This is a genomic window from Microbulbifer mixtoriginis (SeqCode) (assembly GCF_052467235.1).
Map to the genome: position 1 here is coordinate 159320 of NZ_CP174305.1, position 25059 is coordinate 184378.

Below are 25059 nucleotides of genomic sequence, written 5' to 3' on the forward strand. Positions count from 1 at the left end.
ATACTTTATATAAAAAAGAATTTTCTGATAGCCGGATACTAATAAATTGCCGACTAGGTTGCTACCCCAGACAGCCAAGTCATTGCGTATGACGAACGGAGCTGGCCCAAAGCAGAGAAACACTTAGGGCCTATTCACCTAAAAGACCAAAAAAATTTCTGAAAATCAGATGAGTTTAAGCTGTGCGCTTTCTATGATCCCCCAAAATAAAATACTTTATAGGGATTGATAACATTTGATTTTTATCACTAGCAGCTTTTGGGTTTTATCGACTGAAGTTCTCTCCATACAGGGTGAGAGGAATTCTGTGGAGAAACAATAAAGTACCACCGAAGCTCACTCGTTTTTTTACAGTTAACTTGATCCCCTTTAAAGTAGAGGGCCTGTTCTTTTTTAGTTACAAATGGCTCAATCCACTTTATCTGGCCAGTATACTTGCCATCAACCCACTCCATTGTAATAGTAGGCTCATACTCTTTGCCTTCAGTGACAGCTTTGTACAACCCCCTATAGTAGGCGGCTATAAAATTCTGGATTTCGAACTTTCCAAAAACTTGTTTCTTCTCTGGCTTGTGAGTCCAAGAAAAAGCATAACTAAAAAAATCTTCTTTTTCTTGTTTATACATGCCAGGCAGAAACACAAGCTCTTCAATACCATTCAAGGTGATATCTGAGGCAAATTCGATCGGAAAAGGAATTACTTCAGTCTTTGAATCTTTTGGAAATTCTGAGTAAGTGCTAAGCTCTTCAGCAAAAAGCAAAGGTGAAAAGAGAAGCGTAACACAAACAACCAGTCGAGATAGAACATCATCAAACTTTATATATTTAACCATTGAATCTCACCTTCCTTTAATTCCATACGGTAGCAAAAACACGCAACCAGTTTTTACCAATTATTTTTTCTACCACTCGATCAGGAATTCCTTTTTGGCTTAACTTATAGGCAATAAGCTCCATCCGTCTCTCGGAGTTTAATTCCGGAATAAAGGGTGGACGATTTGGTGTTTCGCCGGGCGCCGAAATTCCAGCCGCAATACGACGCTCAACTTCCTTACGAATACTTTCTCTATACTCAGGACCATCATTGACCGGCACTACGCCTTGGTCACTACCTATGGCAACATGATCTTCACCGCATACTTTATAGGCATGCAGTATATGTTCTATTACCACATCGGCCTTTATTTCATGCTCGCCACCTTCCAAAAATGGCATTAAGTAGACTCCAACCAAGCCACCGGTGTCTGCAGCAGCTTTTAATTCTGTATCGTCATTATTTCTAGGGTGGTCGTAAATTGCGTTGCAGCCAGTATGAGAGATCACAACCGGTCTTTTTGATTGACGGATAGCACTGGAAACTGTCTTCTTTCCTGAATGCGAGAGGTCGATCAGAACTTTCTCAGCCTCCATTATTTCTATGGCTTTCTTGCCAAGGGAAGTTATCCCTGAATCCTCCTTAACGAGACCACCGCTGCCAAGGATAGAAGGACCATTATAGGATACCTGCATTATCTTAACGCCCATTTTGGCGAATTCTGAAATACCTGAAAGTGACTCATCAAACATTTCAGTTGATTGGAATCCCATTATGATACCGAGCTTACTCTCCTGCTTCGCTTTCAGGATATCTGATGCGGATTGAATTAAGCGCAAGTAGTTTGAGTTCTGCTCGATGATGGACTTGGCTTTTTCAACCTTCTTTAAAGTCTCGGAATAGTCATCACCTGGATAGGGAACTGTCATATTCAAGGCACTAATCCCCGAGCTCTTGAATATTCCCAGGGCTTCTTCAGAGACTGGCTCCCTGAGCGAGAATGCTACGCTGAGACCATCAATTACAATCGATGAACCGTATGAATTCCACGTTGATTTTCCTGCATTACCCCCAGAAAAAGCATTTAATATACCCGAGTTAATAGCCAAATATGAACCAACGCCACCTGATACTAGAGATTTAATTAGTGCTCTTCTATTTATATCGCTCATAAGATCCCCATTCCAGAATTAATCAGTGCTTCGTGAAGCAATACATTCCACTTCAGCTTTGGCATCAAGTGCCAGGCCGCTCGCTGCAAAAGCACTCCTCGCTGGTTTTTTCCCACTGAAGTACTGGATGTAGACGTTGTTCGCCGCTGGCCAATCATCAATATCAGCGAGCATCAAAGTACACTTAACTACATCGTCAAAGCCCAGGTTTTTGCTCTCAAGAACCTGGCCAATATTCTTCATTGTTTGATGCATCTGAGCTTCCAGACTTTCACCTGCCAAGGTTAAAGTTGAAGGATGATTACCGATTTGCCCGGATAACCAAATGGTTCCATTCATTTCACGTGAAGAAGAGAAAGGCAACTGTGGATCGTCACCAATAAAAATAAAACGACCGTTCTTTACTACATGAGCTATCGCCTGGCTATTTTCAATATTTGTTTCGGGACTTTCTGAAAGCACAACCATGTTTGCTTTCTTTCCCTCTTCAATACTACCGACAGAACCTTCTATCCCTATCACTTTCGCAGCATTTAAAGTTGCAGCTTGAATTGCCTCGAGAGGTGTCATGCCGATTTCATCTACGAGCAGCTTTAGCTCATGATGAATCATCGGTGTAGTGTCATTTTCAAGGTCACTAAATGCATCCGTGCCAGCAGCAATGGTAATGCCGCTTTGATAGGCAAATTGTGTCATTTGTGTACTGAGCTGATCAAGCTGCCTGTATTTTTCGTTTAAGTCATTTCTTCTTTCAAATACTGTAAGCGTCGCATCTAATATTGTCCCTTTCTCTTTCATCGCGTCAAAAAGATCTAAATAGCTATCTTTTTGTAGCATTTTTTCCCAAGTTGAATCATCGAATTCAGCAGTTTTCCTGCGCCACGCCTTGAAGTTATCAACTAACTGAGCGGACATATCAGAGGCATGTGAAATAGTCTCAACACCAGCATTGACAATATCCAAAGGTTTGGAGGGGCCAATATAAGCATGCGACCAGACTTTTAAACCATGTCTTTTGGCTGCATTTGCAAGCAATGGCACTGTCTCGGCCTCAACATCTGCATATATCTTGATGCCTGTTGCACCAGCGCCTATGGCCTGGAGCATTACTGAGTCCATATCTGAATTATGATCTACCGCTCTCATCCATGTTGTGTGGCCTGGTGTACGCCCTTTAGCTGAGGCAATGGTTCTCGGATCCGAGAAGAAGGATTCCCCACCAATAATGACTGAAAAGTAGATATCTGGCGAAGCGATGGCGTCGACCTCTGCTTGACGTCTTAAGTAGGCCAAGGCTCGCGCATCACCGCCCATATCTCTCACAGAAGTGACGCCACCACGAAGCAGGTATCGAAGTCGCTCAGTAGTGATTGACAATTTATCCCAGCTATCCGGATCTGTTGCATGGTGGACATGCGCATCTATCAGGCCGGGGATTACAAACTTCCCTTTTAAATCGACAACACTGGCCCCCCTCACTTTGGAGAGCTTATTCGTTGAAGAGATTCTCTTGATCTTATCGCCTTCGATAAGAATCGACTGTCTTTCATCAATTTTGAGCGATTTAACGTCCACTATATTGGCGTTAATGAGCAAGACTTGCTCCAGCTTACTATCCTCTGCGAATACAACGCCGTTGGTAGCAATGCATAGAGCCACTAGAATAAAAATTTGTTTTATTTTCATGTACTTATCTAAAAGAAGACTGTGGGGATTTTTAACCTAATAGCAAAATTTTGCGTCATTTGGGATGCACTTTAAATGTCATTTAAGTTTATAGTGTATAAACTATTGGTTTATTATACTTATCGGTAAACTCCAGTTTACGCCCACCGTAAGAAGAGAAGAAGACTAGCCATCAGGGGAGTCAATGAACAAGTTACACGCCCTTGAGGCATACTGTTTGGTATGCGAAAAGCAAAACTTTGCAGCTGCTGCTCGCGAACTCGGCATTTCCGCAGCAATGGTTGGTAAGTACATTAAGCAGTTAGAAGAGGAACTTGGCTGCCTGTTGGTGATGCGCAATACACGCAAAGTATCAATAACCGAAGCGGGCGATGATTACTATAAGCAAATTTCACCAATACTAAAAAAACTCCACTCCGTCGACCAGGCGATGTCAGAATATAATCAAGAGCCCAGAGGCAGGCTATCGATATCGACCAGCATAGAGCTAGGCAGTCAATATTTTTCAGGATTGATTGCCAATTACCGCAGGCTATACCCTCAGGTATTTCTGGATTTTCACCTCAGCAATGACCCACTCGATTTACTCGACAATAAAATCGATCTCGTTTTTAGAATCGCACCAGAATTACCCGACTCTAGCTATATCGTCCAATCTATCGCGAAAACTAAGCTAGCACTCTGGGCAAGTGATTCTTACATTGAGAAGAATGGGCTCCCTGAAAACATGGAATCATTAAAGAAGCATCAATTACTTTTCTTTAACCACAGCATACGAGGGGATCACTGGCTATTTCAAGACAAAGAAGAGATAAAAAAAATCAAACTCCCCTGGGCTTGGCAATCTAACAATGGGAGGCTATTGAATGAAGCAGCTGCTGAAGGACAAGGAGTAATCCAAGCGCCTTTTTACTCTGTCAAATCTTATGTCGACTCTGGCCAACTCACTGAGATTTTACCTAAATTCACAATAAAGCCACTGACTATTTTTGCGCTCTACCCTCATCGCTGCGAGCTTTCCTTGAAGGTTAAAACCTTTATCGATGTGGCTAAGAGCTATTTTGAGCAACATCATTCCGAGCAGTTCTGATTTAATGGATGTATTTAAACGCACTTTCTCAAACCTAGGCCCTGGAATTATTTGGGCCGCAAGCAGTATTGGCGTGTCTCATATCGTGCAGTCTACTCGCGCAGGAGCAGATTACGCCTTCGCTTTGATTGGTTTTATTTTCCTAGCTCATTTAGTCAAATACCCTTTTTTCAAAATCGGTCCAGAGTATGCAGCTGTCACCGGCGAGAGTTTATTGGAAGGCTATAAAAAACACAGTCGAGTTGGTTTTTATAGTTATATGGCTCTCACATTTCTAACAATGTTCTTTGTTCAAGCTGCAGTTACGATTGTCACCGCTGCTTTAGCGCTCAATTTATTTGGCGATATCCTAAATGTTTCAGAGTGGTCTGCCATCATTCTGGTCATTACCTGTGCAATATTGATTGCTGGCCAATTTAAATGGCTGAATGAAAGCTTAAAGTGGATGGTCCTCATACTGGCTATTGCCAGCTTGATCACACTCATTGCTGCAATAAGTCAATATGGGCTTCTTCCCTCTAAATCCTATTTAACAGCCGATATAGCACCAGCTGTGAGCATCGCATTTGTTGTCGCCTTAGTCGGCTGGATGCCAACTTCGATTGAAGTTTCTGTTTGGCACTCTATTTGGTCGGAGCGAAGGATAAAGGAAAAACCAGATAGAGGGTATGCCAGGAAATCTCTCGTATTTGACTTTAAGGTTGGCTATTTCACCAGTTTGTTATTAGCGATTGTATTTGTATGGTTAGGTGCACTAGTAATGTTTGGGAAAGATATTGAATTATCCCAATCTGCAGGCATATTTGCTGGTCAGCTAATCAATATTTATACCGAATCTCTTGGTGACTGGAGCCATTTAACAATCAGCATTATCTGTTTTGTCGCGCTTTTCTCAACCACCTTTGCAGTCTCCGATGGCTTTCCTCAAGTTTGGCGAAGTGCCTTGAGATCATCGAATAGCATCAAGATTCCAGAAAATAGAGTCTACGTATCCACCCTTGTTATACTAAGCCTTATAAGCTGGTTTATTATCTCCCTATTTGCTGATCAGTTAAAAAACCTTATCGACTTTGTAACTACTTTATCTTTCGTTTGTGCTCCAATCTTTGCTTTACTCAACATTCTTGTTATGAACGGGAAATGGGTACCAAGAGAGTATCACTTAAAAGGGTGGTACTTAGTTTATACTTATGCCTGCCTGTGCCTAATGATAGGTTTTAGTTTTTACTTTATTTATTGGCGCTTCTTGAGTAACTAACGATTTCTTTGCAACATCAACAGACTTGAAAAGTCTATAAAAGTAAAGCTCAGGGATGAGCGCAACATCTAAGGTCATCTAAGCCTTAGAGATCAACCCCTCTTCATCTTAAGCTTTCCTAGTACTTTGTTGACACAAGTTGCAGTCCGGGGAAATCAGCTTTCGCCATGAATACTGCCCCTCATTTTCAGGGGTACTTCTGAACTCTCCTGCACAGGTTATATAAGTAGTTTTAGCTACAGACTAAATTTTTTACCCTGAGTTAAGCCACCTAAGCAGTTGGCATTAGATCTATCAAGGTGGTTACTTGGAATGCTATTCCTACCTCTGTAAAACTGAACTTCTCACATAATGAGTGGCTCACCATAAGCTAGCTCCTTTCAGCATGAACAACCCCGAAAGGAAGGCCCATTGATCACCTCTTAATCACTGGGTACTCATAGGTAGGCTTGTACTCAACTGATGAAGCTCCAAATCATCACTTCTTCCACGCCAAAACTCTCCTAAGCGACTTCCTCTAAACGCTCCTGAAGTGCCAAACTGTCATAGGAAAAATTCAAATGTACATCCCAAAATCAGGCCAAATATTTGGTTGCAAATGAAACCCTCGCCCTATTCTTTGCGGCACAGTAGGATAAGTCATCCGCCTGCAGGTGCAGAGCGGCACTAAGGAACAGAGTAATCAGAAGACGCTATGACTACACAGCAGTTCGACGACCTGAATGTCGTCTCCCAGGAAGTCCTGATCAGCCCGGAGATGCTGAAAGCAGAGCTACCCATTAGCGATGCAGCCGAAGCGACCGTCGCCAAAGGGCGCAGCGCCGTGCGTGATATCCTCGATCGTAAAGACCACCGCTTGATGGTGGTTATCGGACCTTGCTCCGTTCACGATGTGGACGCTGCAATGGATTATGCCAAGCGCCTGAAAGCGGTGGCAGATAAGGTTTCCGATACCCTGCTGATAGTAATGCGAGTCTATTTCGAAAAGCCCCGCACCACAGTTGGTTGGAAGGGCCTGATTAACGATCCCCACTTGAATGATTCCTTCAAGATTGAGGAAGGCCTTCATATCGGCCGCAAGCTACTTTTAGATGTCGCCGAACTGGGGCTGCCCACCGCGACAGAAGCACTGGATCCAATCTCTCCCCAATACCTGCAAGATCTGATTTCCTGGTCAGCCATTGGCGCACGTACTACCGAATCCCAAACCCACCGGGAAATGGCCAGCGGCCTCTCCTCTGCTGTGGGCTTTAAGAATGGTACCGATGGCGGATTAGAAGTAGCGATTAATGCCTTGCAATCTGTCGCTAATCCCCACAGATTCCTCGGTATCAACAAGCGCGGTCAGGTTGCCATTATTCATACCTCCGGCAACCCTTATGGCCATGTTGTGCTTCGCGGCGGTAATGAAAAACCGAATTACGATTCGGTCAGTGTTGCCATGTGTGAACAGGAACTGCGTAGCGCCGGTATTACCCCCAATATCATGGTCGACTGCAGCCACGCCAACTCCAATAAAAATCACGAATTACAGCCCCTGGTGGTAGATAACGTGACTCACCAGATTCTTGATGGTAATCAATCAATTATTGGCATTATGGTGGAGAGTAATCTGAAAGCCGGTAATCAGAAGATTCCCGCCAATCTGAATGACCTGGAATACGGCGTCTCTGTTACCGACAAGTGTATCGATTGGGAAACTACCGAGTCCCTATTACTGGGTATGGCCGAACAATTGCGAGAGCCACTGAAGAGTAGAACTTTCTAAGTATGTGACTTTATAGGGGGCTGTGCCCCCCCTTTATAGGGGGCTGTGCCCCCCCTTTCTCTAACTGGCAGCTATTTATTTCTAATACTGGCTGCCAGCCCCTCCCAAGCGCCCTCATGGCGAGCTTAGATATCTCCTAACCACCAAAAGCCTCAGAAAGGCTGACAATGGGACGCCGTAGGAGTACCCTCCCCACAGTAAACAGGGCATAGGAAGCGGTTTTCCCCCAGTTTTCCAGATAGGCAGGGAACCAAACCTGTATAAATATTGATCAAGAATAAATTTTTTAGAATAGAAGCAGCTAAATGGAACTGCAGTCTAATAAAATACTTACCTATATACTGGGTGGTTTTGTTCTGATATGGCTCTTTGTGAGCCTTAGCTTTGCCCTAGATACTGGCTCTGTATTCTCCTGGATTGCCACCACCCTACTTTGCCTTCTCGCCGTAATCACTTTTTCGTTCAAGAAAGATCACTATATTGATTTTGAAACTAGGCAATACGTGTCTCAAAATCGAATTCTCTGGCACAACTGGACAGAAGAAAAGCCTCTCACGATTTTCAAAGGTATTAAAATAGTTTCCTACTCTTACCACTCTAAAGAGAGCAGAAGTGGCCATACCAGCTATCAGGTAGTGCTTATTTTCAAATACGCGACTTTTAATGAGGGCATTACTGCAAGGTCCTACCAGCAATTAAAAGAAGCTCAACGCTATGCTTATGAGTTAGAACAACGGACAGGCCTAGCACTGCTTGACTAAGATCATTAGACAGATACCATAATTCCTAAAGGCTCTGCGAAAAACATCACATTTAAACACCCTGATTTTCCCCCAGCAATTGGGGAGCCCTCAGCAGAAACTCTAAACTACCGACATTTATATACTCTTTTCAGCATCTGGCACTTTCAAAGCCAACCCACAACCATTAAGAGGTACCCACTATGGAGTCCGTAGAATGGGATATGTCCTCGACAACCATTGTTCGTAAGCTTAATGATGACGCTGAGCAAGATACATTTCCCCCACCTCACCTGGACAAAGTGAAACAGGGGGAGCTTTTAAGATTTCATGCCCATATCAATGTGGAACAAATGCCCCAAGGACATCACCTAAAGAAGGCAACTATTTTCTCGAATGTACCTAATGGAGGAACTTGGGAGCTGATATGTGATGAAGGAACTGCGGTTGGAGGCCGGGGTAGCGCTCCATCACCCATCATGTACTTTTCTGCAGGGTTGGCACTCTGCATGATGTCTCATATAGAGATGCTGGCACAACTCTCTAATATTCAACTTAAGCAGGTAAGGCTTGAGCAAAAGACCGAATTTTCAACCACTCTTAACTTTGGTGGAATTCAATCCGAAAAGGTATTTGGTCAGGGTGACCGGGTGGAGATTCACTTGATTATAGAAAGTGATGAGACCGAGGAAAAACTCGTGGAGTTTGCCCACTGCTGCCGGCAAGCCTGTATGTCGCTACAAACGGTAGCCAAAGCCACACCAGTCACAACCTCTCTTTATCTCAACGACAAACCTATACCTTTTACATAAACCCAGCTGGCTTGGTGATACTCAGGGTGAAGCGCTAACAGACAGATTATGAAACCAAAAGCTTCCGAATTTAGACCTTTACCCCCTTTATACAACCACCTATAGATTAATTTGCTAAACTTTTGTAGAAAAGTGAAAATGTCTTTAATAAGTCGCATTAAAATTATCTTTCTCACAGCAGATAGGAGCCCTAAAACGCACATTGGGGCTTACATTTGACTAAAGTAAAATTCTGCTAGGTTGCGCGAGGGAGGTCGCAGAATGCATTTTTTATTTTTGGTACTATTGTTATTCTCCATTGCCAATTTCAGCACTGCTCAAGAGCGACTCGCACAACTTCCAGCTGACGCCCAGCCACTACAAATTCTCGGAAAAACTGACTACCAAAGTGGCAGTAACTTCTATGCATTTAGTGAAAAAGGACGTCACTACTATCCGGTAGATCCTCCTACCGCTATACGCCAATATGAACGCCCAAGAAACCTATCTTTTCGTTCTACTCGTCCGGAACCAGGGCCGCGGCTGACTCGAGGACAAATTGCAGGCTGTATGAATATGGCAACAGACAAGGCTAATGCCAATCCTGCTAAGGGCGGAAAAGTCTATATACGCGAATACAATATGTGTTTAGAAAACACCCGTAGGCTATTACCAAACCCGTAGTAAATGAGGAGCTTAATTCAGAAGACTTTTTAAACCCCTCCATCTTTTACGTGCGACTAATAGCTGGGCTGGGTGACTTTTCATCTGCGCTCAACAATACGCTTTGATACACTATGATAAAAGATTAAGAACTATCAAAACCAGCCAAATTCAAAGCAACAATCCCACCAAGTCAACCGATGAAGCAATAAAACCTAGTAAAAACCCTATCCAGCCACTAGCCAACCCTGCTCTGCATGGCAAACATCACTCCCTGGAAGACATCCGCACCTCCAGCAAAGTAGGCCCCACAAGTGTCCTTATATAGGTTAAACACAACAGGTATCATTAATACTCACAGAATTCCCCCCTCCACAGCCACGAAACTGAAAATAAAAAAATACATTCATCTCATGGCAAAGCCCTTTTCAGTGCTAGACGACCAAAAGACAATCAACTTCATACCCCCCAACTGATAAACACTTTTACCTGCTCTGTTGTTACCTTTGCCATGTAGTAGAATTTAAATTCCCTAAAAACATCATCAATTAGAGCAATTTTTGCACCCCAAGAATATATCAGAAAACTTTACTATTGGTTTATTTTCCTTTATTTCGTTGTAGTCTTTAAAACTAGTGGTGAAGCAACCGAAACTTCCAATAGAGCGCATTGGGACACAACACACATTTGAGTAGACTTGTTGCCAAGTTGGGAGAAGGAGAAAACGTTATGCGCTATTTATTTTCAATGATCTTACTGTTCTCTCTTGCGGGGTACGGTGTAGCCCAAGAGCGTCTCGCTCAGCTACCTGCCGGCTCTTCACCAGTACAAATACTCGGCAAGACTTACTATCAAAGCGGAAATACCTTTTATGCCTTTAATGAACAAGGCCGTTATTTTTACCCAGTAAATCCGCCCACTGCTATCCGTCAATATGAGCAGCCCAGAAATATGTATTGGCGCGGCTCTCAGCCCCGTTACTACTGGCGCGGTTCTCAGCCTCGTTATTACTGGCGCGGTTCTCGCCCTAACTACTATTGGCGTGCGCCTACGCCTCGCTACTACGGTCTGACTCAAGACCAAGTAAGAGGCTGCATGAATTTCGCGGCAGACAAGGCGAACCGTAACCATGCGAATGGTGGTAAGATCTACATCCGCGAATACAATCAGTGCATCAGTAACTACCGCTAACAGTATGAGTAACTGATGACCTATCAATAGAGTTTGTGAAGCAAACTAAAGGGGCCGCAAGGCCCCTTTCTTGTTGATTGAACCTTTCTGAAACCTTTGTCGAACAATATCAAAACGATACACAATCGGAAGACTGGTCGAATAGCCGTGTAAAAGGACAATTTCTAGCAGCCTCAATAGGGCATTTTTCCTTCTCTACACTATGCTTGCCCTGCCTAACAACACAAATGTCGCCATCCACAATCTTGGAGAGCACTATGTCCGCCAACCATAAAGCAACTTCTAAAAAGTTACTTGAGCTCTGGGGGGACAATACCCCACATGAAGCCTCAGATTATTTATCTGCCAATTACAAAAATCACCAAATGCCAGATGCCTCTGGAGGTACCTCAACAGAAACACTGGAAGAGTGGCAAGACTTAGTGAAGGAGTTTCACAATAGCTTCTCCGACGTAAAAATGGAGATTTTACTGCAAGTTGCAGAGGGTGATTATGTATGTACCCGTTGGCGCGTAACGGCCACTCACACAGGTAAATTCATGCAGTATGAGGCCACCAATAAAACCAGCAGCTGGACAGGCACCCATACCGATCGCTACGAAGGTGGAAAGATGGTAGAAAGCTGGGTGGATTGGGATAAATACTCTTTCCTTGAGGAGCTGGGGCTGATCAAGTAAACCCTAGGAACTAAAACCCCGGATCTGGCAAATGTGAATTCGGGGATTTAGTTAGATACTGATCTCATCGAATTACTATCAACAATAAACTGCCATGACAAAAGTTCTTGTTACTGGATTTGAACCCTTTGGCCATACACCAATCAACCCGGCCGAATCCGTGATGCGTGTACTGGATGGCACCCGTATTGGCAGCGCTGAAGTCTGTGGCCTACTTGTGCCAAACAATTTTTTCGAATGTATCGAGGTCGTCACGAGAGCTATTAACGAACTTCGCCCACAAGTAGTGATGATGCTCGGTGAATATGCCGGCCGTGCAGTTATCACTGTAGAGAGAATTGCACAAAACTATAATGACTCAACACGCTACCGCCTTAAAGATAACCGCGGGGTGGAGATGCAGGATGAGCCCACCATACCCAATGGCCCGGTGGCCTATCGCAGTAATCTACCGCTTCGCGCCATGGTAAAAGCCATGCGCAATGCCGGCGCTCCCGCAGATATTTCCGACACTGCCGCCACCTTCTGCTGTAACCACCTGATGTACGGGGTACTTCACTATATTATTACCAATCAGCTGGATATTCGCGCAGGCTGGATACACCTTCCTCAATTACCTCAAGTAGCCGCGCTGGCAGAAAACATCGGCACCCCCAGTATGTCGAGAGAGACAGCGGCTCTCGGAGTACATGCCGGAATTGAAGCTGCACTGGGGCACACTGAGGATATTGATGAACCTATTCTCTCCAAGCCCCAAATTTAGCCCAGTTTCAGCGTTGAATATTTGCACCCCCTGATGCCCAGAGAGATGTCTTTCTAATGAATAGCAAGCCTGCTCCGATAGGCTCACAATGAATAATTCTTCATTTGACTCATGGGTGGCATATCCTTTCCCCCTAGCTTTTAATAGTCCGTCGCTAACCGATAGCAGTATCACCCTGGGCACTGATTAATACGAACGCAATTCTGCAGGGTTTATCTCCCCGGTTGACCCAGTTATGAATGGTAGCTCGCTGAATTAAAGCATCACCTTCCGATAAGTGGATTACCGTATCCTCCCCCAGCTCCATGTCGATCTCTCCGGAGAGTACAATTGCATAATCCACGCTATCTGTACGGTGCATACGAGGAGTTACCCCAGGACCAAACTCCACCACCTTGAAGATTGAGCCACCAGGTATCACGGTGCCAACCTCACGTGCGCCCTTATCACTATTCTCCGAGTCAATCTCTATGGGCAGCTCAACTGTCGTCCAGAATTGTTGCTGTTCCATATTGGAGCGCCAGCTAGATATATGTTCACCGCTGTCATCTAGAACCACAATAGGTCTACCAGAATTATCATGCCCTGTTACTACACGCCTTAAATTTAGCCCCATACCCTTCTCCTCTCAGATTTCAGATCAACTTAATCAACAATAGATGCCCCCTAAAATTTGATAGGTTAAAGTAGGCAAGCAAATAATGAACATCACTGTCATATATTGTTACTGTCCAACCCAATAAGTAATAGCTCCCCTATAACAAAGCTATAACTTCTAATATCAAGCATTCAATTACCATACATAATGAGATTCTAGAGAAACTAAAGACACTCCAAAATTCTGATAGCAGATACATCTTCATTTATTGAGATATTTTACTTACAAGCTAAAAAGATCCCCTCACTTTCCCTAAAATCATGATTAATTGGACGGCATGAGTAAGCAAACGGAACTTCCTTATCAACATCGATGGTGGGTACTAAGCGGCCTTGGGCTTGGCCTAATGATCATCAATATTGATGTCACCGTGATCAACCTTGCGATCCCTACTATAGGAGAAAATTTTTCCGCAAAAATCTATCAGCTGCAGTGGGTTAACAATATTTATCTTATTGCCATGGGCGGGCTAATCATTACTACGGGTAAGTTTGGAGATCGATTTGGTCATAAAAACACCCTCATGCTGGGCATAACCATTTTTCTTCTAGGATCAGTAATTGCCAGTGCAGCCCCCAACCTTGAGACCATAATCGCCGGCAGGTTTATACAAGGGTCTGGCATGGCAGCCTCTTTCGGCATGATTTTTGTGCTAGCGGAAAGTCATTTTCAAAAGTCTGAACGAGGCCTAGCCGTTGGCCTACTGGTAATCTTTACCGCTGCAGCTCAGTCTATAGGCCCGATTCTAGGCGGCTTTATTGTCACCCATCTGGGGTGGAGATGGGCCTTTTTAATCAACATTCCTGTATGTTTGCTATGTCTCATCATCTTGCAAATTTTCGCAAAAAGAGACGTTCAAAACAAAAAAATTTATATTCATTACAAATCAGGATTTCTTATTCTAGCCGCCTACCTCCTAATATTACTTTCACTTAACCTTGAACCTCACAAAGGAATAGCCAGCTTTCAGTTTATTCTACCTCTTATATCCTCTTTAGTAATCTTAATTTTTGTTTTCCTTTGGCAGAGAACCCTACCCCAACCATTGATAAACCTGAACCTACTCCAAAGCAAACTTTTCCAAGGATTACTTATAACTCGCGCATGCTTTCAAATGATATTTGGCTCTTTCCTATTTATTTTACCTTTATACCTAGAGAATATACTTGGCTATGAAGCTGCCAAGGTCGGCCTCATCATTCTCACAATGACAATATTCTTATGCTTTTCCTCAATTGCAACTGGAATATTCAATAATAAATTCAACCCCATCCCCTCCATCGTCTTTGCCCAATTTACCTGTCTAACAGCTGCTCTATCACTAATATTGATGCCAGATAAACTGTCCTGGCATTACCTCATATTCGGCATGGTTTTTATGGGTATTACTGCCGGAATAATGTACTCCTCAACCAATCTTGCAGCAGTTCAAAGTGCCCCAAAAAATGAAAAGGGAGCAGCTTATGGGCTGTTCATCTCTAACACCTACCTCTGGTATGCTGCAGGAATATCATTCACAGGAATAATAGTAAGCACTGTCAGTGTCCGAACTTTCACAATGCTCTCAAAAGAAACTCTCTCCAATGAGCACCAAGTTAGTATGCTGGATGTTCTCCCCTTTATAACTGGAGCTCAACCTCTTAAAAAAATAACAAGAATTTTCCCAGATTCTTCGGTACATTCTCAGGTTTTGGAATGGGGGCAAGCATCATTTCACTCTGGATTTCATGCGTTAATGATCGCTTTTCTCTGCTTATCTCTCACTGGGTTACTAGCTAGTTTACTTTTCAGAAATACCACTCAGTTTCTTAGCAAAGATGGGGCCTATTAAGTAGTTATCAGGTACAAATAGTACTCAGTGCCGAATAGTTACTACTTTGTACAAGTACAATAGCCCCATACACTCACCCCCCTTAATCCTCTATAATTCTCTATAATTCTCTGCTATGCCAGAGTTACCAATTTATTCCGCCCTACCAGAGTTATTCAAAGCACTGGATACACATAACAATGTGGTACTGCAAGCTCCTCCTGGCGCAGGCAAGACTACCGTTGTTCCCTTGGCCCTGCTCGAAACCGATTGGTTAGGGCAACGCAATATCATTATGTTGGAGCCTCGTCGCCTGGCTGCGCGCACGGCTGCGGCACGTATGGCTGCCCAGCTCGGAGAGAAGCTAGGCGAGACTGTGGGTTACCAGGTACGCGGGGAACGGCGGCGAAGTGCGAAAACCCGTATCCTGGTTGTTACCGAAGGTATTCTTACCCGGCTGCTGCAGTCTGATCCGGAACTGTCAGAAACCTCGCTGGTTATTTTTGATGAGTTTCACGAGCGCAGCCTGCAAGCCGACTTATCCCTGGCACTGTGCCTGCAATCCCAGGAATATCTGCGAGAAGACCTAAAACTATTGGTAATGTCTGCAACCCTGGAAACCGAGGCGGTAGCCAGGGTGCTCGGCGGTGCGCCAGTGGTCAGTAGTGAGGGGCGCAGCTTCCCCGTACATATCGATTACCTTGGCCAGCGGGAGGAGCCCGATGATCACCGCTCTATGCCCGCGCTCATGAGTCGCAAGATTCTCGAAGCACTTCGCAAAGAGTCAGGCAGTGTGCTCGCATTTCTTCCGGGAGTTTCCGAGATTCGCAAGGTGGAGGAGTTACTGCGCGAACAACTCGCCTCTGCGGCTGATCTCAAACCAGATAGTATTATTCTCACCCCACTTTATGGAGACTTAACCCGCGAACAGCAGGATCAGGCCATCTCACCGGCCGCTCCCGATCAACGCAAAGTGGTACTGGCAACCAATGTGGCAGAGACCAGCCTAACCATTGAAGGGATTCGCATCGTTGTGGATTCCGGCTTAATGCGAGAGTCTCGCTTCGATCCTAACAGCGGTATGAATCGGCTGGAGACCTGCCGAATCTCACAAGCCTCTGCCACCCAGCGCAGCGGCCGCGCCGGGCGCCTCAGCGAAGGGTTCTGCCTGCGACTGTGGAGCGAGGGCCGCCAACGCAGCCTCAGCAGTAAAAACACCCCCGAAATAATACGCAGCGATTTGGCCCCCCTGGCGCTGGAATTAGCCCAGTGGGGAGTCAGTGATCCCACCGACCTGAGCTGGCTGGACCTTCCCCCCACAGGTCCTCTAGCCCAAGCCCAGGCACTTTTAAAGCAACTGGGCGCACTAGACCAAGACTTGCGCATCACTCCACATGGCAGCGCCATGCTCACCCTGGGTTGCCATCCACGCCTCGCCCATATGATGCTTCGCAGCCTCGACTGGTATCTATCAAAACAGGCTTGCCTACTCGCGGCCCTACTGTCAGAGAGGGATATCTTCCGGGGAGAAGCACGCTGGGATAGAGACATCAGCAAGCGTATCGAAGCACTACAGGCCCATTCTAAGGGGCAAAATATCGACCGCGGTGCGGTGCAACGTATTCGCCAGCAGGCCAACACTTGGCAGGGGCAATTAAAGGATTTCAAGCCGCAAGAACCTCGTAACAGCGATAGCATTGACCAGGCCGATAGAGTCGGGGTGCTATTGGGGCTCGCCTATCCGGATAGAATTGCCAAAAGCCGCCAAGATAGTGCACGCCGCTACCTGCTTTGCAGCGGCCGAGGCGCACATTTCTCGCACGAAGACGCCCTGGCTCTCAGCGACTTCCTTGTGGTTGCCGAACTGGATGGACTGGGGCGCGATGCGAGAATACAGCTGGCCGCTCCAATTTCAAAAAACGCCTTACAGCGCTGTTTTGCCGACCAAATCGAGCAAAATACCACTATTCGCTGGGATGATACCGCCGGGCGTGCCGAAGCCCTGGAGCAGGTCACACTGGGCAAACTGGTGCTGCAGCAGCAAGTCGTCAGAGATGTTCCAGCAGAGTTATTGAGCCGGGCACTACTCGATGCCATTCGCCAAAAAGGGCTTTCTCTACTGCCTTGGAGTAAAGAAGCCCTACAATTTCGTGCGCGGGTGGCGTTTTTGCGAAAGGAGGAAAGTGGCAAGTCACCACTGGAAGGCACTCCGCTGCCCGACTGGAGTGATGATACGCTGTTGCAGGACCTTGAGCGCTGGCTATTACCGCATCTACATGGCTTCCATAAATTTGAGCAGCTCAAGCAGCTGGACCTGCTCAATATTCTGCGCGCACAACTCGACTGGGCCCATATTCAGCAAGTTGATGAGCTGGCTCCCAGCCACTACACCGTACCCAGCGGCTCACGCATTGCTATCGATTACGAAGCATCCCCACCAATCCTAGCTGTGCGCTTACAGGAACTCTTCGGCCTGGCACAAACCCCCGCAGTTTTGCGTGGGGGATACCCGCTAATGATTCACCTGCTCTCCCCTGCTCGTCGCCCGGTACAGATCACTCGCGATCTGGCTAATTTTTGGGCAAACACCTACGAAGAGGTCAAAAAGGAGTTGCGTATCAAATATCAGAAGCACTACTGGCCAGATGACCCCCGTACAGCGGTCGCCACCAACAAGACTAAAAAGAGAATGGATAACCCCAGGGGCTCCTAAGAGCCCCAAATCAAGTTTTTCAGCCCTGTTAAGTTCGCATTCAGCAATCCCCCACTAGATTGCAGCAATTTAAGTTGGCGTTTGCCAATGGGGAACAATATCTGTACTTTTCTGCCAATAGATTACTAACAGACAAAACATCTAAGCTTAACTATTACATCTAGTTGGAGAACGACCTTGCATAGGAAGCTAGCGCTATTTTTCAGCCCACTACTCTTTCTTGGCTGTAGTGATGATTTACCCGACATCATTATTCCCGTAAATATCGATTACGATGAAGAAATGCGCCTGTTTGTGGAGGATATCAGCAAGTATGCAAAGGGCCTTGAGCGAGACTTTATTATCGTTCCGCAAAACGGTATTGAGCTGATCACCACCAATACCAGAACCAATGGCCCGGTAGATGACGCCTATGTGAACTCTACCGATGGTATCGCCCAGGAGGCGGTCTTCTTTGGGCAGAACGGTAATGTAGACCAACCCACCAGCGAAACTGAAAGCAAGCGCCTGCAGGACTATCTCAACCTGGCCAAAGAGAAAGGCCGTGAAATCCTGGTGACCGATTACGCCTATAGCGAAGACAAGGTTAAAGAGTCTTACGAGGAGAACGAAAACGCCGGCTACGTCTCCTTCGCCGCCGACAATACGCTTCTGAACAATATTCCTTCCTACCCGGAAAAACCTTTCAATGTGAACAACGACGACATTGATAAGCTGGAAGATGTCAAAAATTTCCTTAATATCACCAATACTACAGGCTTCTCCACACCCCAGGAATTCGTGGACAAGTTATCCGAAACCGACTACGACCTGCTGATCATCGACTTATTCTTTAAGGATAACCAGCCCTATACCGAAGAGCAGATCAAGCAATTAAAAAAGAAGAACAATGGCGGAGATCGCCTGCTGATGGCCTATGTCAATATTGGCATGGCCCAGAGTAACCGCTACTACTGGCAAAACTCTTGGTCCACCAATCCGCCGGCCTGGCTACTGGACGAAGTCCCCAATGAATCGGGCAACTATTACGTGGAGTACTGGAAAGCCGGCTGGCAGGACATTATCTATGGCAACAACAGCTCCTATATCTTCAGGATCGTAGATGCGGGCTTCGATGGTGCTTATATGGATGGCATCGACGTTTTTGAGTATTTCGATTCCCTCGAAACCGAGGAATAAGCGTAAACCTCACTTTCATGGAGCCTAAAACTCCACCCATCACCAACTGGATGGGTGGAAATTGGGAATCAGGCCGGCTGGGAGTCCTTGTACTGAGTCACATACTGGGACAGTCGGCCGGACATCTCTTCCGCCAGCTTCTGCAGGGCGTTGAGGGGACGTATCATCACCTCAAACTCCACGATCTTGCCATTCTCATCAAAGCGAATGATATCCAGCCCCTTAAGGCTCTTGTCACCGATGCTGGCCTTAAACTCCAAAGCCAAGTCGTGACCTGACTCGGTGGTGAAGCTACGATCGTATTCAAAGCTTTCAAATACCTGCATCACTGTATTGAGGATCAGGCAGACCGCCGCAGAGCTGTGGTAAGGCTTAAAGAACGCCGGTGAGCGGAAAACCGCATCCTCCGCAACGATAGTGGGCAGGCGACTGAGGTCCCGCTCCGCAACCATCTCGTGCCACAGGGCGATTGACTCCGCTATTGGGTTATTGGTATTGCTCATCGAGCATCTCCTGTTCAAGCATATGTTTTTGTAAAAACTCCCGGCCATCGGTACGGCCGAGTTCGTAAGTCTTTTGTGCCAACTCAGGGTTGGTGTAGTCCCAAACGCTGAGATAAGGCGGTCGCGAGGGCTGCACATAGGTCCAAAGTTGCTCTCCGTGGCGCCTGGTAAAGCGGTTTGGATAGCGGGGGTAGCAGCGGCTGAGCAGTATCAGCACCCGCCCCGCCTCACTATCCAGCCCAGCCACGGGGATATTGTCCACGACCCCACCATCGAGCACGGGATCTCCTGCACGACGCAAACGCGGTGTAAAAGGCGGCGTACAGGATGAGCAAAGAATGAGCTCCACCAACTCTTCCACACTCTGGCAATCCTGTGCGCGGTAAAAGTTCTGCTTGAAACCCAGGCCCAGAGCTATTTTTGGATGAAGACTGCGCAATAAGTGCTTATCGGTGTAATAGGCCAAAGCCCCCACCCCAAACGCCAACCCAGCAGGCAAAAGGCGCGGTGGGTGTACAACACCAATCTGCAGATCTGCGGCCGCACTCAGGGGCTCAAGGCCATCGCGAAATAACTCCAGCATGGCATTGCGGTAAATTCCGTACTGGGGAAACACCCGCTCTTTCTTTAGCACGTTGCCCCAATAAGCGTTCTTGCGGTTGGCGGCAAAAGCCGACCAGAAGTGCTCCCTACCCTCCTCAATACGCCCCATCAGGATCAGGCTTGCCATTAGCCCCCCAGCAGAAACTGCGGTTACCCGCCTGGGAGAAAGCCCAATTTCTGCGGCAATAGACTCCCAAAAGCCAATCTGCCAGGTACAGCGACCGCCGCCACCTGCAAATACAACCTGATCAAACATGCATCCTTTCCTGTTCAATGGGCAAACTGCCCTTGTAAAGCCTAAAGCCGCTCTCCACTTAGGGCACCGCCGCACAAAGCTTATATGCAACTAATTGCATAAGCTAATGGATTCAGCAGGCTAGTGCAACCAGAGGCCTCAGCACTGCCATCCCAGGCATTTCCACCAAGAAAGCAGCCCCCTTTACTCCCACGCGGAGCCACCCAACTTTTAAAATTAATCAGCAAAATTAACTTAAAGCGCGATTAGGTCATCACTAAGGGGTGAGCCCTCTCTAAGCCTTCTCAATACGGCCTTACCATCAGCTCGACCTATCTCCAAAGTCTTGTTAACCGCTTCCGGGTTAGTGAAATCCCACACTTTAATCGGCAACGTTTTAGAGGGCTGCACATAGGTCCATAGCTGTTCACCTTGACGCTGGGTGAAACAGTCAGGGAAATCACGGAAGCGACTGGTTAGCAGAATTAACACCCTGCCCTCTTTGCTATCCAAACCGCCAACCGGCACATTGTCCACGATTCCGCCATCCAGAATTTCCCTGCCATTCAGATGGAGCCTTGGAGTAAATGGGGGGGTGCAAGAGGAACTCAGAATTAGATGTTCCAGTTCATCCATATTCTTACAATCTTGAGCGCGGTAAAAATTCTGGCGGAAGCCAAGTTTAGTGGCTGCCGTGGAGTGCAGATTGCGGGTAAATCCCTTGTCGGCATAATAAATAACTGCACCAAAAGTTAGCGCCAAAGGGCCGTACATCCAGGCGGGCGGGTGGCTAACCGCCAGACGCAGCTCAGCCACACTCTGCAGGGCCTGAGGCCCGTTTTCAAACAGCTGTCGAATCCCATCGCGGCAGATAGCGTATTGAGGAAAAACCGCCTCCTGCCTAAATAAATTACCCCAATAGATATTTTTGCGATTGGTACTAAAAACTGAGCGAACATAGTCCACCGCCTCCGGGCCCCTGTCGATCAGCAGTAAGCCCGCCACAAGACCACCCGCCGACACAGCACTCACCACTCTGGGGGATAGATTGATTTCACCAGATACAGATTCCCAAAAACCAATCTGCCAGATACAACGGCCGCCACCGCCGGCAAAAACTACCTGATCAAACATTGAAAAGCTCCCTGTTACCACTGTACCGCTCTTCCTGAGCCGGCACTTACCGAACTTCCCCCGTTGAATAAATCTAATCTGTAGCAATCATCTCTTGGCAACTGTTTATGCCGGTTAAAATACCGGGTTACTTTTTCTGCGAGCCCGTATAAAAACCCCGCTCAGCCAACATGTTCTGCATAAATATACGTCCATCGCGGCGCCCTATTTCATAAGCATTGATCAAGCCTTCAGGATTAGTGAAGTCCCAAACACTAATGGGGGGCGACTGTGATGGCTGCACATAAGTCCACAATTGCCTGCCTTGAGACTGGGTAAACCAATCGGGAAAGCCCCGATAGCGACGGGTCAGTAAAATAAGCACTCGCCCTTCACCAGGGTCAATGCCCTCAACCGGTACATTGTCCACTACCCCACCATCCAAAACTTTTTTCCCCGCCAAACTCAACCTTGGCGTAAATGGTGGTGTGCACGATGAACTCAGGATCAGCTGCGTAAATTCTCCGATATCAGTACATTCCTGAGCGCAGAAAAAATCCTGTTTGTAACCCAACCGCCGCGCCACTTTTGGATGCATTTTGCGGTGCAAATATTTGTTGGAATAATAAATTGCCCCTCCAACAGCCAATGCCACTGATGCTGGCAGCCAATTGGGTGGCCGGGAAACAGCAACCCTGAGTTCCGCGGCGGATTTCAAGTCTTTAAAGCGGTCGCTAAATAGCTCTTGGATACCTTCCCTATAGATTTCATAATGGGGAAACACTGGCGCCTTGCCCAAAAGGTTTCTCCAATACACATTGCGAGGATTCGCATTGAATACCGATGAGAAGTAATCCACCGAAGCAGTTGCTCTACCAATCAATATCAAACCTGCAATCATGGCCCCCGCAGAAACCCCTGTGAGCACTCTCGGTTTGAGCTTTATCTGGTCGGCAATCACTTCCCAAAACCCAATTTGCCAGGTACAGCGGCCACCCCCACCGGCAAATACCACCTGATCAAACACCCTTTAATTGCTCCACCTAGCAATAACCCAATTCTTCACTTGGCGCTCCCCTCTGGAGAATATGCCGCCAGGAATGCCTCCCCATCGGCATAACCCGCATCAAAGGCCTGCCACACACTCTGTGGATTGGAAAAATCCCAGACGCTCACCGGCAAGGGCCGGCTCGGCTGCACATAGGTCCAGAGTTGCTCACCCTTTTGGCAACTGAAATGATTTGGGTACTGGGGGTAATTGCGGGTTAACAGAATCAGTACCTGGCCTGGCCCCGGCTTAAGCCCACCTACCGGCACGCTATCTACGATACCGCCATCCAGAACCTCTCTACCCCCGTCCTGTTGTCTGGGCGTAAAAGGTGGCGTGCAAGAGGAGGAGAGGATCAGTTTTTGCAGATCTCCCACATTGTTACAGTCTCTTACCGAGTAAAAGGACTGTCGATAACCAAGGCGCTTGGCGGTGTTTGGGTGCAGAGAACGAGTGAGAAAGGTATCGGAGTAATCAATACCAACTCCGATAATTAGTGCTAAAGAGCCATTTAACCAGCCCGGCGAATGGCTGACTGCTATTCGCATTTCTGCAGCCTCTCGCAGGCGTTCAAAACCACCCTCAAACAGTCGGTTCATACCATTACGGTAGATGTGGTGATGGGGAAATAGCGGGTCTTTACGAAAGAGATTGCCCCAGTGAACATTACTGGGATTTTCCTCGAAGGCCTCGGCAAAATACTCTACTGCATCCAAGGACTTGCCCATCAATATCAGGCTGGAAACCAGGGCGCCGGCTGAGACGGCACTCACCACCTTGGGTCTAAGTTGAATCCTGTCTGCAACAGACTGCCAAAACCCAATCTGCCAGGTACAGCGCACTCCTCCACCGGCGAATACCACCTGATCGAACATAGAACTCTATCCCGGCCTGCCCGCTATAGCCACTGAAGTCAGAGCGCCCACAAGGCGCCATACACCCCTTTTGAGCGTGGATACCACCCCAGCTACAAATCCAAGAGGTCTTTAAAATATATACGGGGCAGGCAAAGTCCGGGGCGGCCCAGGCGCCTTCAGAAGTTAATAAGGGGTGCAGCGACAGGTAAGAAGGGAGGCAAAATCATAAGAAAGGAACTAACCAGTTCAGATAAGCAAGAAAAAAGGCGAAGTATTACTTCGCCTTTTAAAGCTCTCCGGGAAGAGCATACGGACCCAACTATTAATAATAAGCCTGAGACTTATCAGTGTGATCGGTAATATCTTTAACACCGGCCAGTTCGGGGATTTTCTCTTTTAGAGTTTTCTCAACCCCTTCTTTCAAGGTCATATCCACCATGCCACAACCCTGGCAGCCGCCGCCAAACTTCAACACGGCAAATTTATCCTCTGTGACCTCCACCAGGCTCACCTGGCCCCCGTGAGCCGCCAGCCCGGGGTTTACCTCATTGAAGAGTACATAGTTAATACGGTCTTCTATTGGGCTGTCATCGGTGATCTTCGGCATTCGCGAGTTGGGCGCGCGAATGGTGAGCTGGCCACCCATTTTATCGGAGGAGTAGTCAACCCTAGCATCGTCCAGGTAAGGCACACTGCGGCCTTCAAAGTAGGCCTTGAGGCCGTTCATCTCCATCACCACATCTTCTGCCTCCTCCTCGCCGGGGCGACAGTAGGCAATGCAAGTTTCGGCACTGGGAGTACCTGGATTGGAGACAAACATACGAATCGCGATTCCCTCGCAGTCCTGCTTGGCCAGCAGTTCTTTCAGGTACTCCTGCGCGGATTCAGTGATGGTGACATTCAGTTCTGACATAAGCCTTCTCAAATAACCGAGCTTCTTTGTCGGGTATTTTACTCTCAGAAACGCCCAAGTGAAACCGGTGTGTTTTTCGGGAGGGTGGCGGCCCCGGACACCCCCCAAAAAAATGGCTCAAACGGGGATCATTCCCATCAGGGTTTGTGCCACATCCTCCGAAGAAGCGGGGTTCTGACCAGTGACCAGCTTGCCATCCACGACCACATAGGGTGCCCAATCATCTTCGCTGGAGTAGTTACCTCCGCGATCTTTAAGCATATCCTCCACCAGAAAGGGCACAACATCCACCAATCCCACCGCCTCCTCCTCAGAGTTACTGAAGCCGGTGACACTCTTGCCGGAAACCAGGGGATGGCCGCCTTTGCGCCGGGTATGGCGAAAAATGGCCGGTGCATGACACACAGCACCCACCGGCTTATCAGCCCCATAGAACGCCTCAATCAGGGAAATGGAATCCTTATCCTCTGCCAGATCCCAAAGGGGGCCGTGACCACCGGGATAAAAAACAGCATCGAAATCCGCCTCCTGCACATTGGCAAGCTTGCCCGTATTGGCAAGCGCTTGCTGGGCTGCCGGATCCTGGCGGAAACGCAGGGTGGCATCGGTCTGGAAATCTGGTTCATCACTTTTGGGGTCTAGCGGTGGTTGCCCTCCCTTGGGGGAAACCAGTGTGACTTGCGCCCCGGCATCTTTGAAGACGTAGTAAGGCGCAGCAAATTCCTCCAGCCAAAAACCAGTCTTCTTACCGGTATTGCCCAGCTTATCGTGTGAAGTCAAAACCATTAAAATTTTCATCGGCGACCTCCCTGGT

23 protein-coding genes are annotated in these 25059 nt (G+C 47.1%); 12 read left to right on the forward strand and 11 right to left on the reverse strand.

All coding sequences use genetic code 11. The annotated features are described in order from the left end of the window. Positions 1–248 precede the first annotated feature (248 nt). From ACJJIO_RS00685 to ACJJIO_RS00695, 3 genes are read right to left on the reverse strand one after another with little or no spacing between them, the layout of a single operon-like run. On the reverse strand, positions 249–833 hold the full coding sequence (locus ACJJIO_RS00685; RefSeq protein WP_444909830.1) for a hypothetical protein: 585 nt from the start codon (positions 831–833) through the stop codon (positions 249–251). A gap of 16 nt (positions 834–849) precedes the next feature. After that, the gene (locus ACJJIO_RS00690; RefSeq protein ID WP_252085618.1) at positions 850–1986 is read right to left on the reverse strand and encodes a dipeptidase; all 1137 of its coding nucleotides are present in this window, start codon (positions 1984–1986) and stop codon (positions 850–852) included. Between the two features lie 18 nt (positions 1987–2004). After that, positions 2005–3672, reverse strand: a complete 1668-nt coding sequence (locus tag ACJJIO_RS00695; RefSeq protein ID WP_444909831.1) for an amidohydrolase family protein — start codon at positions 3670–3672, stop codon at positions 2005–2007. 184 nt (positions 3673–3856) lie between these two features. Between ACJJIO_RS00695 and ACJJIO_RS00700 the strand changes: the two genes are divergently transcribed. The 9 genes from ACJJIO_RS00700 to pcp all read left to right on the forward strand — a co-directional run bounded on the left by ACJJIO_RS00700 (position 3857) and on the right by pcp (position 12613). After that, positions 3857–4762, forward strand: a complete 906-nt coding sequence (locus ACJJIO_RS00700; RefSeq protein ID WP_252085616.1) for a LysR family transcriptional regulator — start codon at positions 3857–3859, stop codon at positions 4760–4762. Beyond that, entirely contained in the window at positions 4734–6020 is a 1287-nt protein-coding gene (locus ACJJIO_RS00705; protein ID WP_444909832.1) for an NRAMP family divalent metal transporter, read from the forward strand. The genes ACJJIO_RS00700 and ACJJIO_RS00705 overlap by 29 nt, the downstream gene beginning before the upstream one ends. A 694-nt stretch (positions 6021–6714) precedes the next feature. After that, entirely contained in the window at positions 6715–7788 is a 1074-nt protein-coding gene (locus tag ACJJIO_RS00710) for a 3-deoxy-7-phosphoheptulonate synthase (RefSeq protein ID WP_252085614.1), read from the forward strand. Positions 7789–8093: 305 nt separating this feature from the next. Next, positions 8094–8549 carry a hypothetical protein gene (locus ACJJIO_RS00715; RefSeq protein ID WP_444909833.1) on the forward strand — a complete coding sequence of 152 codons (456 nt, stop codon included), beginning with the start codon at positions 8094–8096 and terminating at the stop codon, positions 8547–8549. 182 nt (positions 8550–8731) lie between these two features. Continuing rightward, positions 8732–9340, forward strand: coding sequence for an OsmC-related (seleno)protein (locus tag ACJJIO_RS00720; protein WP_444890556.1), 609 nt, complete (start codon positions 8732–8734; stop codon positions 9338–9340). A gap of 261 nt (positions 9341–9601) precedes the next feature. Then, positions 9602–10003: a hypothetical protein gene (locus tag ACJJIO_RS00725; RefSeq protein ID WP_444909834.1), complete on the forward strand. Its 402-nt coding sequence runs from the start codon at positions 9602–9604 to the stop codon at positions 10001–10003. A gap of 708 nt (positions 10004–10711) precedes the next feature. Further along, positions 10712–11173 (forward strand): hypothetical protein, encoded by a 462-nt coding sequence (locus ACJJIO_RS00730; RefSeq protein WP_444885215.1) that lies wholly within the window; start codon positions 10712–10714, stop codon positions 11171–11173. 257 nt (positions 11174–11430) lie between these two features. Beyond that, on the forward strand, positions 11431–11850 hold the full coding sequence (locus ACJJIO_RS00735; RefSeq protein ID WP_444890558.1) for an ester cyclase: 420 nt from the start codon (positions 11431–11433) through the stop codon (positions 11848–11850). 94 nt (positions 11851–11944) lie between these two features. Continuing rightward, positions 11945–12613, forward strand: a complete 669-nt coding sequence (pcp, locus tag ACJJIO_RS00740; RefSeq protein ID WP_444890559.1) for a pyroglutamyl-peptidase I — start codon at positions 11945–11947, stop codon at positions 12611–12613. A 154-nt stretch (positions 12614–12767) separates the two neighbouring features. On the opposite strand, the gene ACJJIO_RS00745 is transcribed toward pcp, so the two are convergent. Continuing rightward, on the reverse strand, positions 12768–13229 hold the full coding sequence (locus ACJJIO_RS00745) for a cupin domain-containing protein (protein WP_444890560.1): 462 nt from the start codon (positions 13227–13229) through the stop codon (positions 12768–12770). A 319-nt stretch (positions 13230–13548) separates the two neighbouring features. On the opposite strand from ACJJIO_RS00745, the gene ACJJIO_RS00750 reads away from it, so the two are divergent. From ACJJIO_RS00750 to ACJJIO_RS00760, 3 genes are all read left to right on the forward strand, one after another. Then, complete coding sequence (locus ACJJIO_RS00750) at positions 13549–15102, forward strand: MFS transporter (RefSeq protein WP_444909835.1); 1554 nt, start codon at positions 13549–13551, stop codon at positions 15100–15102. 115 nt (positions 15103–15217) lie between these two features. Then, the gene (gene hrpB, locus ACJJIO_RS00755; protein ID WP_444909836.1) at positions 15218–17794 is read left to right on the forward strand and encodes an ATP-dependent helicase HrpB; all 2577 of its coding nucleotides are present in this window, start codon (positions 15218–15220) and stop codon (positions 17792–17794) included. 177 nt (positions 17795–17971) lie between these two features. Continuing rightward, the gene (locus ACJJIO_RS00760; RefSeq protein WP_444909837.1) at positions 17972–18973 is read left to right on the forward strand and encodes an endo alpha-1,4 polygalactosaminidase; all 1002 of its coding nucleotides are present in this window, start codon (positions 17972–17974) and stop codon (positions 18971–18973) included. Between the two features lie 68 nt (positions 18974–19041). On the opposite strand, the gene ACJJIO_RS00765 is transcribed toward ACJJIO_RS00760, so the two are convergent. The 7 genes from ACJJIO_RS00765 to ACJJIO_RS00795 all read right to left on the reverse strand — a co-directional run bounded on the left by ACJJIO_RS00765 (position 19042) and on the right by ACJJIO_RS00795 (position 25043). Beyond that, the gene (locus ACJJIO_RS00765; RefSeq protein ID WP_252085603.1) at positions 19042–19476 is read right to left on the reverse strand and encodes a nuclear transport factor 2 family protein; all 435 of its coding nucleotides are present in this window, start codon (positions 19474–19476) and stop codon (positions 19042–19044) included. Next, positions 19460–20335: a patatin-like phospholipase family protein gene (locus ACJJIO_RS00770; RefSeq protein ID WP_444909838.1), complete on the reverse strand. Its 876-nt coding sequence runs from the start codon at positions 20333–20335 to the stop codon at positions 19460–19462. Before ACJJIO_RS00770 ends, ACJJIO_RS00765 begins: the two co-directional genes overlap by 17 nt. Positions 20336–20569: 234 nt before the next feature. Beyond that, positions 20570–21448 carry a patatin-like phospholipase family protein gene (locus tag ACJJIO_RS00775; protein WP_444909839.1) on the reverse strand — a complete coding sequence of 293 codons (879 nt, stop codon included), beginning with the start codon at positions 21446–21448 and terminating at the stop codon, positions 20570–20572. A gap of 127 nt (positions 21449–21575) precedes the next feature. Further along, on the reverse strand, positions 21576–22454 hold the full coding sequence (locus ACJJIO_RS00780) for a patatin-like phospholipase family protein (protein ID WP_252085600.1): 879 nt from the start codon (positions 22452–22454) through the stop codon (positions 21576–21578). Between the two features lie 35 nt (positions 22455–22489). Further along, positions 22490–23350 (reverse strand): patatin-like phospholipase family protein, encoded by an 861-nt coding sequence (locus ACJJIO_RS00785; RefSeq protein WP_444890567.1) that lies wholly within the window; start codon positions 23348–23350, stop codon positions 22490–22492. 304 nt (positions 23351–23654) lie between these two features. Beyond that, complete coding sequence (gene nfuA / locus ACJJIO_RS00790) at positions 23655–24245, reverse strand: Fe-S biogenesis protein NfuA (protein ID WP_252085598.1); 591 nt, start codon at positions 24243–24245, stop codon at positions 23655–23657. A gap of 117 nt (positions 24246–24362) precedes the next feature. After that, on the reverse strand, positions 24363–25043 hold the full coding sequence (locus ACJJIO_RS00795; protein WP_444888791.1) for a type 1 glutamine amidotransferase domain-containing protein: 681 nt from the start codon (positions 25041–25043) through the stop codon (positions 24363–24365). Positions 25044–25059 lie beyond the last annotated feature (16 nt).